This is a genomic window from Leucobacter iarius, from assembly GCF_039530105.1.
Taxonomy (GTDB): domain Bacteria; phylum Actinomycetota; class Actinomycetes; order Actinomycetales; family Microbacteriaceae; genus Leucobacter; species Leucobacter iarius.
Genome location: NZ_BAAAOB010000004.1, coordinates 140,804 through 154,001, shown reverse-complemented (window position 1 = coordinate 154,001; position 13,198 = coordinate 140,804). Strand labels below are relative to the sequence as shown.

The 13,198-nt window shown below is 69.1% G+C and carries 12 protein-coding genes; 4 read left to right on the top strand and 8 right to left on the bottom strand.

What is annotated here, in order from left to right:
- Positions 1 to 238: 238 nt before the first annotated feature.
- The 4 genes from ABD169_RS13785 to ABD169_RS13770 all read right to left on the bottom strand — a co-directional run bounded on the left by ABD169_RS13785 (position 239) and on the right by ABD169_RS13770 (position 4,392).
- A complete protein-coding gene (locus ABD169_RS13785) occupies positions 239 to 1,045 on the bottom strand; it encodes an ABC transporter permease (protein WP_344033115.1) in 807 nt (268 codons plus the stop codon).
- A gap of 15 nt (positions 1,046 to 1,060) precedes the next feature.
- Entirely contained in the window at positions 1,061 to 1,975 is a 915-nt protein-coding gene (locus ABD169_RS13780) for an ABC transporter permease (RefSeq protein WP_344033113.1), read from the bottom strand.
- Positions 1,976 to 2,056: 81 nt separating this feature from the next.
- Entirely contained in the window at positions 2,057 to 3,241 is a 1,185-nt protein-coding gene (locus ABD169_RS13775) for an ABC transporter substrate-binding protein (protein ID WP_344033111.1), read from the bottom strand.
- 104 nt (positions 3,242 to 3,345) lie between these two features.
- Entirely contained in the window at positions 3,346 to 4,392 is a 1,047-nt protein-coding gene (locus tag ABD169_RS13770; RefSeq protein WP_344033109.1) for an ABC transporter ATP-binding protein, read from the bottom strand.
- Between the two features lie 117 nt (positions 4,393 to 4,509).
- Here ABD169_RS13770 and ABD169_RS13765 point away from each other — a divergent pair, with 117 nt between their 5' ends.
- The 3 genes from ABD169_RS13765 to ccsB are packed head-to-tail and all read left to right on the top strand — an operon-like array spanning position 4,510 to position 7,099.
- Positions 4,510 to 5,265 carry a GntR family transcriptional regulator gene (locus tag ABD169_RS13765; RefSeq protein WP_344033107.1) on the top strand — a complete coding sequence of 252 codons (756 nt, stop codon included), beginning with the start codon at positions 4,510 to 4,512 and terminating at the stop codon, positions 5,263 to 5,265.
- 13 nt (positions 5,266 to 5,278) lie between these two features.
- Positions 5,279 to 6,082, top strand: coding sequence for a cache domain-containing protein (locus tag ABD169_RS13760; RefSeq protein WP_052961579.1), 804 nt, complete (start codon positions 5,279 to 5,281; stop codon positions 6,080 to 6,082).
- Positions 6,083 to 6,124: 42 nt separating this feature from the next.
- Positions 6,125 to 7,099: a c-type cytochrome biogenesis protein CcsB gene (gene ccsB, locus ABD169_RS13755; protein ID WP_231580923.1), complete on the top strand. Its 975-nt coding sequence runs from the start codon at positions 6,125 to 6,127 to the stop codon at positions 7,097 to 7,099.
- 78 nt (positions 7,100 to 7,177) lie between these two features.
- Here ccsB and ABD169_RS13750 read toward each other — a convergent pair whose 3' ends face one another.
- From ABD169_RS13750 to ABD169_RS13735, 4 genes are all read right to left on the bottom strand, one after another.
- Positions 7,178 to 9,565 (bottom strand): cell wall-binding repeat-containing protein, encoded by a 2,388-nt coding sequence (locus ABD169_RS13750; RefSeq protein WP_344033104.1) that lies wholly within the window; start codon positions 9,563 to 9,565, stop codon positions 7,178 to 7,180.
- A gap of 152 nt (positions 9,566 to 9,717) precedes the next feature.
- Positions 9,718 to 10,050, bottom strand: coding sequence for a metal-sensitive transcriptional regulator (locus ABD169_RS13745; RefSeq protein WP_344033284.1), 333 nt, complete (start codon positions 10,048 to 10,050; stop codon positions 9,718 to 9,720).
- Between the two features lie 51 nt (positions 10,051 to 10,101).
- Positions 10,102 to 11,019, bottom strand: coding sequence for an EamA family transporter RarD (rarD, locus tag ABD169_RS13740; RefSeq protein ID WP_344033102.1), 918 nt, complete (start codon positions 11,017 to 11,019; stop codon positions 10,102 to 10,104).
- Positions 11,020 to 11,124: 105 nt separating this feature from the next.
- Positions 11,125 to 11,577, bottom strand: a complete 453-nt coding sequence (locus ABD169_RS13735) for a GNAT family N-acetyltransferase (protein ID WP_344033101.1) — start codon at positions 11,575 to 11,577, stop codon at positions 11,125 to 11,127.
- 136 nt (positions 11,578 to 11,713) lie between these two features.
- On the opposite strand from ABD169_RS13735, the gene ABD169_RS13730 reads away from it, so the two are divergent.
- Positions 11,714 to 13,153 (top strand): sugar porter family MFS transporter, encoded by a 1,440-nt coding sequence (locus tag ABD169_RS13730; protein ID WP_046456863.1) that lies wholly within the window; start codon positions 11,714 to 11,716, stop codon positions 13,151 to 13,153.
- Positions 13,154 to 13,198: the final 45 nt, after the last annotated feature.

Here is a 13,198-nt window from a genome sequence, read left to right as displayed (position 1 = left end):
CGGGTCACGGCCCCGCTCCACCCACCCCAGAAATGCGTCGAGTGGCGGCAAACGCTTCTGAAGGGATCTCCATCAGATGGGTTTGCCGCCACTCGGCGGAACCGGCGGAACCGGCGGAACCGGCGGAACCGGCGGAACCGGCGGAACCGGCGGAACCGGCGGAACCGGCGGAACCGGCGGAACCGGCGGAACCGGCGGAACCGGCGGAACCGGCGGAACCGGCGAAGCCAGGCGTCCTCTACTTCCCCTTCACCTCGCCGACTCCGTTGCCGAGCTTCTGCGCGATGGCGATCGGCACGATCGAGATGACGATCAGCACGACGGCGATCACTGCGATGATCGGCGCCTGCGCCGGGCGCAGCATGTTGTTCATGATGAAGATCGGCAGCGTGGTCACGCCCTCGCCCGCGGTGAACGTGGTGACGATGATCTCGTCGAACGACAGCGCGAACGCGAGCAGCCCGCCGGCGAGCAGAGCGGAGCGCAGCTGCGGGAACGTCACCAGCCGGAACGTGGTCCAGACGCCGGCCCCGAGGTCGGCGGAGGCCTCCTCGAGATTGGTCCCCATGCGGCGCAGACGCGCGATCACGTTGTTGAACACGGTCACGATGCAGAAGGTGGCGTGCGCGACCGCGACGGTCCAGAGCGCGAGGTCCACGCCGAGGATGGTGCGGAAGAAGTTGTTCAGCGCGATACCGGTGACGATGCCGGGCAGCGCGATCGGCAGGATCACGAGCAGGTTCACCGCCTCGCGTCCGAAGAACTTGAAGCGCTGCAGCGCGAGGGAGATGAGCGTGCCGAGCACGAGTGCGATCGCGGTCGCGATCACCGCGATGAGCAGGCTCGTCCCGGTCGCCTGGATCGCGCCCGCGTTGGTGAAGGCGCGGCCCCACCACTCGAGCGTGAAGCCGGGCGGCGGCCAGGTGAGGGACTTCGAGGTGGAGAACGAGTTCAGCACCACGACGAGCAGCGGCAGGTAGATCGCCGCGAGGATCACCCCGGTGACGATGCCGAGGGTGAGACGCGAGGGCTTCGAGAGTCGCATGTTCGGGCTCCTGCTCTAGAGGTTGTCGAGCGCGCCGGTGCGGCGCACGATGAACAGGTAGATGAAGATGATCACCATCGGGATCAGCGCGATCGCGGACGCGAGCGGCAGGTTGTTGGCGCTGCCGACGTTGTCGTAGACGAGGTTGCCGAGCATCTGGCTGGTGCCGCCCACGATGCGCACGGTGATGTAGTCGCCGAGCGAGAGCGAGAAGCTGAAGATGGTGCCGGCGATGATCGCGGGGACCGCCATCGGCAGCACGACCGAGCGGATCGTGCGCCAGCTCTTGCCGCCGAGGTCGCTCGACGCCTCGAGCAGCGAATCGGGCACGCGTTCGAGTCCGGCCTGGATCGGCAGGATCACGTAGGGCAGCCACAGGTAGGCGAGGGTGATGATGGTCGCGGGGAGCCCGTATCCGGGGGTGCCTCCGCCGACGGGGGTGAGCAGCCACGAGAGCAGGCCGTCCTCCGACAACACGGAGCGCCAGGCGTACGCCTTCACCAGGTACGACGCCCAGAGCGGGGTGAGCACCAGGATCATCAGGATCCGCTGCGTGCGCGGCGAGGCGACCTTCGCCATGTAGAAGGCGATGGGGAGCGCGAGCGCCACATCGATCACGGTCACGCAGAGCGCGACGAAGACGGTGCGCAGGGTGACCGTCTGGTAGAGCGAGTCGGTGACGACGCCGATGATGTTGTCGAGCGTGAACGTGGTGTTGATCGCACCGGTGAAGCTGTCCGTGGTCCAGAACGCGGTGACGAGCAGCAGCACGAGGGCGACGATGTAGACGAGGCCGAGCCAGAAGAGCGGCGCGGTCAGCAGCATGGTGAGGCGGAAGCGCGGGTGCGCGTACAGGAAGGAGGAGAAGCGTCGGGCGATGCTCGGCGGACGCGCTGCGATGGCGGCGGGGGCTGCGGTGGAGGTGCTCATGGGGTCTGGATCCTCTCGGGTGGGACTGGGGGCCGGGCGGGGAGGCGTTGCACGCCTCCCCGCCGTGGGACGCCGTGCGTCCTAGCCCTTGATCTCCTGCCAGGCCTTGGTCCAGGCCGCGTAGTCGATGCACTTCACGTCGGTGCGTCCGTCGACGCAGTCGGCGATGGGCGTGGTCCAGTACCAGATGTTCTTCGCGTACTCGGCGTCGCCCGCGTGGTACGCCTCGCAGTCGTCGCGGAACTTGCAGGCCTCCTGGCTGGAGGGCGCCTCACCGAAGTAGGAGGTCGCTTCGGCGTTGGCCTTCGGGCTCGAGATGTAGTCGAGCCACGCGTACGCGCAGTTCGGGCTCTTCGACTTGGACGAGATCATCCAGGTGTCGCTCCATCCGGTGGCGCCCTCCTTCGGGATCGTCACAGCGGTGCTGCCGCCCTCGCCGGCGAGCACGTTCTGGATCACCTGCCAGCTGGTGCCGACGACGCTGGTGCCGGACTTGAACGACTGCACCTCCTTCAGGTAGTCGCCCCAGTACTCGGAGATGTTCGGCTTCTGCTCCTTGAGGAGTTTCACGGCCGCGTCGAACTGCTTCTGGTCGAGCGCGTAGGGGTTCTTGATGCCGAGGTCGGGCTGGTGCGCCATCAGGTACATCGCGGCGTCCGCGATGTAGATGGGCGAGTCGTACGCGGTCACCTTGCCCTTGTGCTCACCGGCCTTCTCGAAGACGACGTCCCACGAGTCGGGCGCGGTCGGGAAGGTCTTGGTGTCGTACATGAGCACGTTCGCGCCGTAGCCGTGGGGGACGCCGTAGGACTTGCCGTCGACGGTGTTCCAGGCGCGGTCCTTCAGGAAGCTGAAGATCCCGTCGTAGTTCTTCAGGAGCTTTGTGTTGACGGGTGCGACGGCACCGGAGGCGACGAGGCGCAGCGAAGCGTCGCCCGAGGCGGAGATCACATCGTAGTTGCCGGTCTTCATGAGGTTGAACGCCTCGTCCGAAGTGCCGAAGGTCTTCGTGGTGACGGTGCAGCCGGTCTCCTTCTCGAACGGCGTAACCCAGTCGACCTTCGGGTCGTTGGAGCCGTCCTCGACGTAGCCGGGCCAGGCGAGGATCGAGACGGACCCCTCGGTCTTGCCGAGCTTCTCGGCCTCCTTCACGGTGCCTCCGCCGCCACCGCTGTTCGCGGTGCCGCATCCGGCGAGCATCAGGGTCAGCGCTGCCGCACTCGCCAGGGCGATTGCGACGCGACGCTGCGTCATCTTGCGGGTCATGGGTTCCTCTCCTCGAGGGTGTGACGGATCGGCGGCTTCGCCGATCCTGGGTCGGATCGAAATGTGGATTGGGTACGGGGGCCGGGGCCGGTCCGGGGACCGGGTCAGGCGGCGAGCGGGGCCGGGACGTCGAGCGCGACGATCGCGCTCTCGTGCCACTCGACGAACACGTGCTGGCCGCGCAGGTCGCCGCGGTCGCCGCTCGCGTTCTGCTCGAGCACGCTCACGCGCTGGCCTGCCTCGAGATCGACCACGACGCGGGTCGAGTTGCCGAGGTAGATCGACTCGACCACGGTGCCCGGGGCGCTCAGCGTGCCGGGATCCGCGGCCCGCTCGGCGGCGAGGCGCATCTTCTCGGGCCGGATGGAGTGCTCGCCGGCGCGCGCGAGCAGCCGCTGCGAGAGCTCGGCGTCGAACAGATTGGTGGTGCCGACGAAGTCCGCGACGAAGCGGGAACCCGGGCGTTCGTAGAGCTCCGCGGGGGTGCCGAGCTGCTCGATCCGGCCAGCGTTGAACACCGCGATCCGGTCCGACAGGGTCAGCGCCTCCTCCTGATCGTGCGTGACGAAGATGAAGGTGATGCCGAGGTCGCGCTGGATCTGCTTCAGCTCGACCTGCATCTGCTCCCGCAGTTTGAGATCGAGCGCGCCGAGCGGCTCGTCGAGCAGCAGCGCCGCGGGTTCCACGACGGTGGCGCGGGCGAGGGCGACGCGCTGGCGCTGCCCGCCGGACAGCTGCGACGGCATGCGCTCGGCGACGTGCTCGAGCCGCACCGACTCGAGGGCCTTCATGGCGCGGGCCTTGCGCTCGCCGCGGGAGACGCCGCGGACGCGGAGTCCGTAGGCCACGTTCTCGAGCACGTTCATGTGCGGGAACAGCGCGTAGTCCTGGAACACGGTGTTGACGTTGCGATCGAACGGTGCCTTCGCGGTGACGTCCTCGCCGAAGAGCTCCACCGTGCCCGAGGTGGGCTGCTCGAATCCGGCGATGAGCCTCAGCACGGTGGTCTTACCGGAGCCGGAGGGGCCGAGCATCGAGAAGAACTCGCCCCTGCCGATCTCGAGGTCGACGTGGTCGACCGCGGTGACGGTGCCGAATTCGCGGGTGAGGCCGGTGAGCCGGATGGCCGGTTCGAGCTGCGGTGCAGTCATGAACATCTCCTTTGATGTGTGGATAGCGACAATCATATGACTCCAGATGTTTAACGCAAGTCGGTCATGTTACGGTGAAGCAACGATCGACGAACGGACCGACGGAGGTGAGGCCGGATGCCGCGGGATCTCGCGCAGGCGGACGCCGCACGCGCCGTCGTGTTCACTCCCCTCGACGGCGTCGGCCGCGGGGAGCGCGTGGCCCAGCGCCTGCGCGACGCGATCCTCTCGGGGATCCTGCGCGACGGCGAACGGCTCCCCAGCGAGAGCGAGACGGCGCGCCGCTTCGGCGTGGCCGTCGTGACCGCGCGCGAAGCGCTCGAATCGCTCCGCGAGCAGAAGCTCGTGCAGACCCGACGCGGACGCGAGGGCGGCAGCTTCGTCACCTTCGACCGCGAGCGCGCCGCGCGCCTCATGGACGAGCGGGTCTGCGGGATGAGCCGCGGCGAGCTGCGCGATTTCGCGCTCTACTACGCGGCGATCGCGGGAGCCGCCGCCGAGGCGGCCGCGGATCGCGCGGGGCCGGAGGATCTGGAACGGCTCGCCGAACTCGAGGACGGACCCGTCGAGGAATCCCTCGGGGCCGCGCGTCGAGCCGTCGGGCGATTCCAGCTCGAGATCGCCGCGCTCTCGCAGTCCCCGCGACTCGTCCGCGCCGAGCTCACGCTGCAGGTCGAGGCGGGCAGCCTGCTCTGGCTCTGGCTGCGCGAACCGGAGGGGCGCGAGCGCAGCCGCCTCGCCCGTGCGAAGATCCTGGAGTCGCTCGTGCGCGGACCGGAAGCGGCCCGCGCCGCCGCGACGGCGCACATCGAAGCGGCTGCCGACTGGCTCATCGAGGAGAAGGAACGGCTCGAAGCCGCTCTCGAGGGATGAAAGGACATCACTCATGATCGGAGACAACGGGGACTCCGCTCGTCACGCCGCGCAGGAGGTCGGAGAAGCCTTCGGCGCGGTGTTCCGCACGGTCGACGACTGGGGCGCGGAGATCCGTCGCGCGCTGGAAGCGCCGGGACAGGCGCCGCCCACGGCGAAGCGGCTCGACCCGATCGTGGGCGACCTCGCGATCCCGCAGCTGCTCGACGACGGGCTCATCACCGGAGCGGGTTTCGTCTCCGCCCCGGGGTTCCTGGGGGACGCCGCGTGGCACCTCGCCTGGTGGCTGCGGCGCCTCGAGATCCCGGCGGAACGCGGGCCCGACGCCGCACTGCGCCGGCTCGCGACCGTCGACGACCCCGAGGCCGAGCAGTTCCGCGACTACACGACGCTCGAGTGGTGGAAGGTGCCAGCGACCACGGGGCGCAGGCACGTCACCGGGCCCTACGTGGACTACCTGTGCACCGACGACTACACCGTCACCATCACCGCCCTGGTCGGCGAGGTCGGTCGGCCTTCGGGCGTGGTCGGTGCGGACGTGCACGTCTCGCGTATGGAGCGCGCGCTGATGCCGGTGCTGCGCTCGGTGCCCGGGGCGGTCACGATCGTGAGCCACGCGGGCCGGGTCATCATCTCGAACGAGACCCGGCGCGCACCGGGATCGCTGCTCCGCATCCCCGGCGTCTCCGAAGCGCTCGCGGACCTGCTCGCGGAGGATCCGGAGGCCGGGCGCGGGGCGGGGATCGAGCTCGATCTGCCCGACGCGAAGGTGCTGCGGTGCGGCGACGCCCCGCTCGGGCTCGTGTTCCACGACTGAGCCGGTTCGCGCGCTCAGGCTCAGCGGATAGAATGCGGAGCTGTGCTCGATTCGCTGGAACTGAACTCCACTCTCGCCCTCTACTCGGCGATGATCGTCTACGCGATCGCGTTCGTGTTCTACGCGGTCGATCTGGCCAACCGCAGCGGTGATGCGACCCGCCTCGCGGCGGCTCAGCCGGCCGCGGCCGAGCAGTCGGCCGGGGGCGGCGTCGCGACGCTGACCCGCACCGCGGCCCCGACCGAGGCGCCCGGGCGGCGCTCCCGTTCGCTCCGCATCGGGTTCTCGCTCACCGTGCTCGGATTCCTGCTGCACCTCGCGGCGACCATCATGCGCGGCATCGGTGCGGGGCGCGTGCCGTGGTCGAACATGTACGAGTTCGCGCTGACCGCGACCTGCGCGATCGTGCTCATCTTCCTGCTCGTGCAGATCTTCGTCGACCTGCGCTTCCTCGGTACCCTCGTGACCGGTCTGACCGTGCTGTTCCTCGGCCTCGCCAAGGTGAACTTCTACGTGGCGATCGTGCCGCTCCCGCCGGCCCTGCAGTCCTACTGGCTGGTCATCCACATCCTTGTCGCCGTGCTCGCGACCGGATTCCTCACGCTCTCGTTCGGGCTCTCGGTGCTGCAGCTGCTGCAGACCCGACGCGAGAACCGGGTGATGGCGGGCTCCGGCGAACCGATGAAGTTCCTCGCGACGTTCCCGAACTCGACCCGCCTCGAGGACCTCTCGTACCGCATGGCGATCATCGGCTTCGTGTTCTGGAGCTTCACCCTGATCGCCGGGTCGATCTGGGCCGAGTCCGCGTGGAGCCGCTACTGGGGCTGGGACACCAAGGAGGTCTGGACCTTCGTCATCTGGGTGCTCTACGCGGGCTTCATCCACGCGCGGGCGACGCGCGGCTGGCGCGGTACCCGCTCGGCCTGGCTGTCGATCATCGCCTACGCCGCAGTGCTGTTCAACTTCACCATCGTGAACGTGTTCTTCAAGGGCCTGCACGCCTACTCGGGACTCTGATCCGGCACCGCGTGACAACGGAGCGGCCCCCGAACCGGAAGGTTCGGGGGCCGCTCCGTTGTCACGCGGACGGCTCGTTCAGCAGCGCTTGAGCGATCCGACCGCGGAGGAGACGACTCCGGTCCCGCCGAGCAGCCGCACCTGGGTGACGCCCTGGTTCAGCGCGTCGGTGATCATCGACCCGGGCACGCAGGAGCCGGGGACGATGAACAGCGGCGTCTGCCGCGCGCCGGCGATCGCGGATCCCGCGAGCGCGTCGGCGAAGCCCTGCCCCGTGGCGAAGTACATCGTCTTGAAGGTGGGGAAGGACACGCGGCCGATGGCCTCGGAAGTGGCGTAGCGATCGCCGCCGGAGACTCGCGTCGTGGAGATCCCCGCCGCCTTCAGATCGTTCTGGATCCGGGAGGAGACCGCGCCGGTGCCGCCGGTGATGGTGGCGCTGGTGGTCTTCAGACCCTTCAGGAACGACTTGGTCGTCGCATCCAGCGGACGGGCGCCGTTGACGAGCAGCACCGGACGGGCCTTGGCGCCGGCCGCCGCGCCGGTCGACAGCGCATCGGGGAAGTTCATGCCGGTGGCGACGTACACCGCGGGTGCCGACGTCGGGAACCCGCGCTTGACGAGCTTGCGCGAGGTATCGAAACGATCCTTGCCGGCGAGACGGGTGACCTTCTTCGCGTACTTGCCGAGGGCCTTCCCGACGGACGTCGGGACCGCTCCGGTGCCGCCCACGATGACGATCTCGCTCGGCTTCAGCCGGGTGAGCTCCGCCGTGACGCTCGCGGGGAGCGTCTTCCCCGTCAGGAGCAGCGGTGCGTGCTCCTTCGCCGCGATCGGACCGGCGCCGAGCGCGTCGGGGTAGTTCGCACCGGTCGCGATGAAGACCGTCTTCGCTCCGCTCGGGTAGGCCGCCTTCGAGATCGCCACGCTGGTCGCGTAGCGATCCGCGCCCGCGTATCGCGCGACGGACGGCTTCGCGATGATCCGCAGCGAGCCGGAGACGTGAGCACCGATCGACCACTTGCCCCAGGCTCCGCGCATGGTGAAGCTCTTCGTGCCCGGGGTGAGTCCGGCCAGCGAGACGGACCACTTGCCGTTCACGATCTTCGCGGTGCGGACCTTGGTCTCTCCCGAGAACTGGATCTTGAGGTAGTTGCCCGACGCGACGTTCGTGGCGGTGCCCGAGAGGGTCCCGCCGGCGAACACGCGAGTGTTCGCGGGGAGGCTCGTGACCTTCGGCACCAGAGCCACCGTCACGAGGGGTTCCCAGTTGCCGCCGAGGCGGCCCGAGACGCTGTTGTTGGCTCCGGCGCGCTTGGAGACCATCGGTGCGTAACCCGACTGGTAGCCGGACTGGCCGCAGGAGGCCGACGTGGTCGTGGAGGAGTTCACGCCGACGGCCGAGGTGCCGACGACCGCGGCGCCGCCGCTGTCGCCGGGGATCAGGCAGGCGGTCGAGCGGATCGAGTTCACGAGATGCCCGGCGACGTTCGTGGTCTGGTCGACCGAGGTGACGCGGCCGCAGGTCCAGCCGCTCGTGGAGCCCGTCTTGCAGATCGGGGCTCCGGCGACCGTCGAGGTCGAGGTCGTGACGAGCTTCTTCGCGCCCGAGTTCGGCGCGCCCTTCCCGCCGCCCCAGGCCAGCAGGCCCGACTTCGGCGAGAAGTTCCCGGTGGCGATCGAGATGAGCGCGGTGTCCGCACCGTTGCCGTACATCGGCGACCCCGAGACCCAGGATCCGAGCGTGGCTCCGACGGTCACCTTCGGGGAGTTCTTCGGGTCGTCGTCGTTGGCCTTCGTGAAGTTGAGGGCCTTGAGCGTCGGGTACGCCGACTTGTAGCAGTGTCCGGCGGTGAGGGTCTGGTAGGCGCCGGAGCCCGAGAGCGCGCGGCCGTTGAACGCGGTGCTGCAGCGGTACCAGGAGTTGTTGGTGACCATGCTGCCGTACGGCTGGCCGCTGTACAGATCCGCCGCGGGTTCGAATTCGGCCTCGGGCGCGGTCGGAGGAGCGTCGTAGCTCACCCGGGCGCCGGTGGACTCCGCGAGCGCCGCGGCCTCCGGGTCGGTGACGTAGACGGTGAGCTCGGTGCCGGTGACCCGGCCGCCGACGACCCCGGCGCTGCGCTCCTGGAGCGCCTCGAGCACCGTCGTGCCATCGGTCGCGGCCTCGCCCTGGGCGAGGTACTCCTCGGTGCTGAGGCCGAGGTCGCGCTGGGCCGCCTCGGCGAGCTCGGGGTCGATCTCGGCGGCCGCTGCGGAGAACTCCGAGACCGCGTAGTCGCCCATGACCGGGAGCTCGTCGGGCGTGGCGTTCGCGTCCACCGTCGGGGTCGACTCGTCGAAGACGGGGGCCGCGGGGACGGGTTCGGGCGCCGCGGCTTCCTCGGCGGAGGCGGGCGCGAGCCCGAATCCGACCAGGGATGCCGCGAGGACGAGGGAGAGTGTGGAAGCTAGGCGAGTTTTCACGGGATCCTTAGCTGATTACCGAGCAGAAATCAGGAGGCTCCTGTATGAGAGGAAGCTCCCTGGAGGGTAATAGTAAGCAGTTTCCGGATCGTTGTCTTGTTTGGTTGAAACGGCGAGCAAATCGCCGGAGCCGTCTTCGTGCGTCGAACGGCTCAGCGGACGAGGCGCGCGATCGCGTCCGAGGCTTCCTTGAGCTTCCCCTCGGCGATCGCCCCGCCCTTGGTGGCGGCGTCCGAGACGCAGTGGCTCAGGTGGTCGTCGAGCAGCGCGAGTGCGACGCGCTCGAGCGCCTTGGTCGCCGCGCTCACCTGCGTGATCACGTCGATGCAGTAGGAGTCCTCCTCGACCATGCGCTGGATGCCGCGCACCTGGCCCTCTGCCCGGCGCAGCCGCTTCAGCAGGTCGTCCTTGTGCGCGTCGTAGCCGTGCGTGTGCCCGTCCGTCGGCTCGGCCGGCTCGGTCGTCCCGATCTCCGCGATGCTCATGTGCGCCTCCCGCGTTTCGTGCATGGCGGCAGAGTACACCCCCGAGGGGTATCAGTCGAGGCGGGTTCGCCGAGCGCGCAGCAGCTCGCCCAGACCGCCGAGCACCAGGATCGCGACGGCGAGCCAGATCGCGATGTAGGTCGGCCATTCGCCCGACGCGATGGTCTCGCCGAGCAGCAGCGAGGCGACGACGAGCAGCGCCGGTTCCGCGTAGCTCAGCAGTCCGAAGAGGCTCATCGAGAGGAGCTTCGACGCGAGGATGTAGAGCAGCAGCGCGAACGCGGCGAACAGCGCGAACAGCGGCGCGGTCCACTGCAGATCCGGGTGCTCGGAGAACGCCGTACCGTTCGCGATCTCGATGCCGAGCACCGTCGCCGCGAGCGGGAGCACGGTCAGCAGCTCCCAGAACATCCCGCCGATGTGTCCGGTGCCGAGCGAGCGGCGCAGCACGAAGTAGACCGGGTACCCGAGCGCGACGAGCAGGGTCTCCCAGGAGACCCCGCCCATGCGGACGATCTCCCAGACGACGCCGATCGCGGCGACCCCCGCGGCGACCCACTGCCACCAGCGCAGGTGGTCGCGGTACAGGAACTTGCCGATCACGACGAGCACGAGCGGGAGCAGGAAGTACCCGAGGGCGACCTGCAGGCCGCGTCCGTGCAGCGGCGCCCAGCCGAACACCCACAGCTGCGCGCTGAGCATCAGGCCGCAGATCAGGATCCCGAGCAGCGCGATCGGTCGGCGCCGCACCAGGGAACCGACCTCGACGATGAGCGAGCGGCGGCGCATGGCGAGCAGTGCGAGCCCGACGAACGGCAGCGTCACGAGTGCGCGGACCGCCCAGATCGCCTCGGCCGGCAGCGGGGAGAGCATGGGCGTCGCGAAGTAGAGGATCGCGAAGCTCACCGACGAGCCGAGCGAGACGAGCACACCGCGCGAGAGCGGCGGCGCTGCGGCGGAGGAGTTCATGGGCGATCCAAGGAGGTCGAACGGGAGCGGGGACGTGCGCGGGCCCGGAACGCACCGGCGCCCCGGCCCTGATCGGGCCGGGGCGCCGGTGTGATCCGGACCGGATCAGAGATCGATGGCGCCGATGACCTCGCCGTACTGGGTCTCGCCGACGGGCACGAAGCCCATGCGCAGGAAGAAGACCTCGGGGCCGTCCTCGCCGCGCTCCCAGAGCACGGTCAGGCGCCCGACGCCGCGCGTGCGGGCCTCATCGAGGAGTGCGGCGACGGCGAAGCGGCCGACACCCATGCCCTGGGCCTCGGCGTCCACGTTGATGCGCCACAGCGCCGCGCGGAACTCCTCCTCCTTGGCGTCGGGGTCGAAGTTGCCGTGCACGAAGCCGACCACCCGATCGCCGTCGAGCACGACGCGCTGCCAGGCGGACCCGATCGGGGTGACCGCTGCGGCTGCGGAGTAAGAGACGGGCGTGACGAATTGCTCCTGCCCGGGTTTCAGGCCCAGGCTGTTCACGGCCACGATCGTCGCGGCGGACAGTTCTTCGAGTCGCAGCTGGCTCATGTACTCAGGCTAGCGCTCCCGACGCGATGCGCAAGTGGTGCGCGGCAGACATGCAGGATCGCCGTACGATGAGTGGGTCTCCGAGCCTTCGGCACGGATTCGCGCCGAAGAACCGAAGCACAAGAAGGGTGCGCGCATGGGGCTGCTGCACGAACTCAGAACCTCGTCGAAGACCGCGCTGCTCGTCGCGGTCGCCGCGGCGACGGTCGGGATCATCTACGGCTACGACTCGTCGAACATCGGCGGCGCGCTCGACTTCATCGCCAAGACCTTCGACATCCGCAGCGAGGCCGAGAAGGGCGTGCTCACCTCCTTCGTCATCTTCGGCGAGATCGGCGGCGCCCTCATCGGCGGCTCGCTCGCCAACCGCTTCGGGCGCAAGCGCATGATGGTGCTCGTCGCGGCCACCTTCGCGATCTTCTCGCTCGCCTCGGGCCTCGCGTGGGACGTCCCCTCGCTCGCGATCGCCCGCGTGCTGCTGGGCGTCTCGATCGGCATCTCGATCGTGGTCGTTCCCATGTACGTGGCCGAATCCGCGCCGACCAAGATCCGCGGCGCGCTGCTCGTCATGTACCAGGTCGCGACCGTGGTCGGCATCATCTTCGGCTACCTGCTGGCCTGGGCGCTCGCCCCGACCGAGAACTGGCGGATCATGCTCGGCGCCGCCGCGGTGCCCGGAGTGCTCATCACCCTGCTGCTCCTGCGCGCCCCCGACACGCCCCGCTGGTACATGATGCGCGGACGCGTCGCGGACGCGACCCGGGTGCAGGCGCTGATCGAGCCGGACGGCGACACCGCGGGCGAGATCGCCTCGATGCAGCGCGAGCTCGACAGCGGATCGGGAGTCCCGTCCGTCCGCAAGGGCCTCGCCGAGATGCTCCGCAAGCCCTACCTGCGGGCGACCGTGTTCGTCGTGCTGCTCGGCTTCTTCGTCCAGATCACCGGCATCAATGCGATCGTCTACTACAGCCCGCAGATCATCAAGGCGATGGGCTTCGCCGAGACCGACCACATGGCGATCTTCGGACTGCCCGCGCTGGTGCAGGTGATCGGCCTGATCGCGGTCTTCGTGTCCATGTCGCTCGTGGATCGCATGGGCCGGAGGCCCGTGCTGCTCACCGGCATCGGGATCATGGTCGTCGCCGGGATCCTGATGGTCGCGACCTTCGGCTTCGGCGCCGCCGGCCAGGATCCGACGAACGTGCGCCTCGACGGGGGCTTCGTGGCGCTCGGCTTCCTCGGCCTCGTGCTCTTCAACGTCGGGTTCACCTTCGGATTCGGATCGATGATCTGGGTGTACGCGGGCGAGGCGTTCCCGTCGCACCTCCGCGGGCTCGGGTCGAGCACCATGCTCACGAGCGACCTCGTCGCGAACTACATCGTCGGCGTCGCGTTCCTCCCGCTGCTCAAGCTCACCGGCGGAGCGGGGGTGTTCGCGGTCCTGGGCGTCTTCGCCGTGCTCGCGTTCCTGTTCGTGCTCAGGTTCGCGCCCGAGACCAAGGGGCGTCCGCTCGACGACATCCGCCTGTTCTGGGAGAACGGCGGCAAGTGGCCCGCCGAGAATCGCGCCGACTGAAAATCGGGCAGACTAGAGGCACGCCGGGCCTGGGCAGAGCGCCCG

Coding starts and splice junctions, on each gene's coding strand:
- ABD169_RS13785 (WP_344033115.1), bottom strand. CDS start 1,045: ATGCGACTCTCGAAGCCCTCGCGTCTCACCCTCGGCATCGTCACCGGG.
- ABD169_RS13780 (WP_344033113.1), bottom strand. CDS start 1,975: ATGAGCACCTCCACCGCAGCCCCCGCCGCCATCGCAGCGCGTCCGCCG.
- ABD169_RS13775 (WP_344033111.1), bottom strand. CDS start 3,241: ATGACCCGCAAGATGACGCAGCGTCGCGTCGCAATCGCCCTGGCGAGT.
- ABD169_RS13770 (WP_344033109.1), bottom strand. CDS start 4,392: ATGACTGCACCGCAGCTCGAACCGGCCATCCGGCTCACCGGCCTCACC.
- ABD169_RS13765 (WP_344033107.1), top strand. CDS start 4,510: ATGCCGCGGGATCTCGCGCAGGCGGACGCCGCACGCGCCGTCGTGTTC.
- ABD169_RS13760 (WP_052961579.1), top strand. CDS start 5,279: ATGATCGGAGACAACGGGGACTCCGCTCGTCACGCCGCGCAGGAGGTC.
- ABD169_RS13745 (WP_344033284.1), bottom strand. CDS start 10,050: ATGAGCATCGCGGAGATCGGGACGACCGAGCCGGCCGAGCCGACGGAC.
- rarD (WP_344033102.1), bottom strand. CDS start 11,019: ATGAACTCCTCCGCCGCAGCGCCGCCGCTCTCGCGCGGTGTGCTCGTC.
- ABD169_RS13735 (WP_344033101.1), bottom strand. CDS start 11,577: ATGAGCCAGCTGCGACTCGAAGAACTGTCCGCCGCGACGATCGTGGCC.
- ABD169_RS13730 (WP_046456863.1), top strand. CDS start 11,714: ATGGGGCTGCTGCACGAACTCAGAACCTCGTCGAAGACCGCGCTGCTC.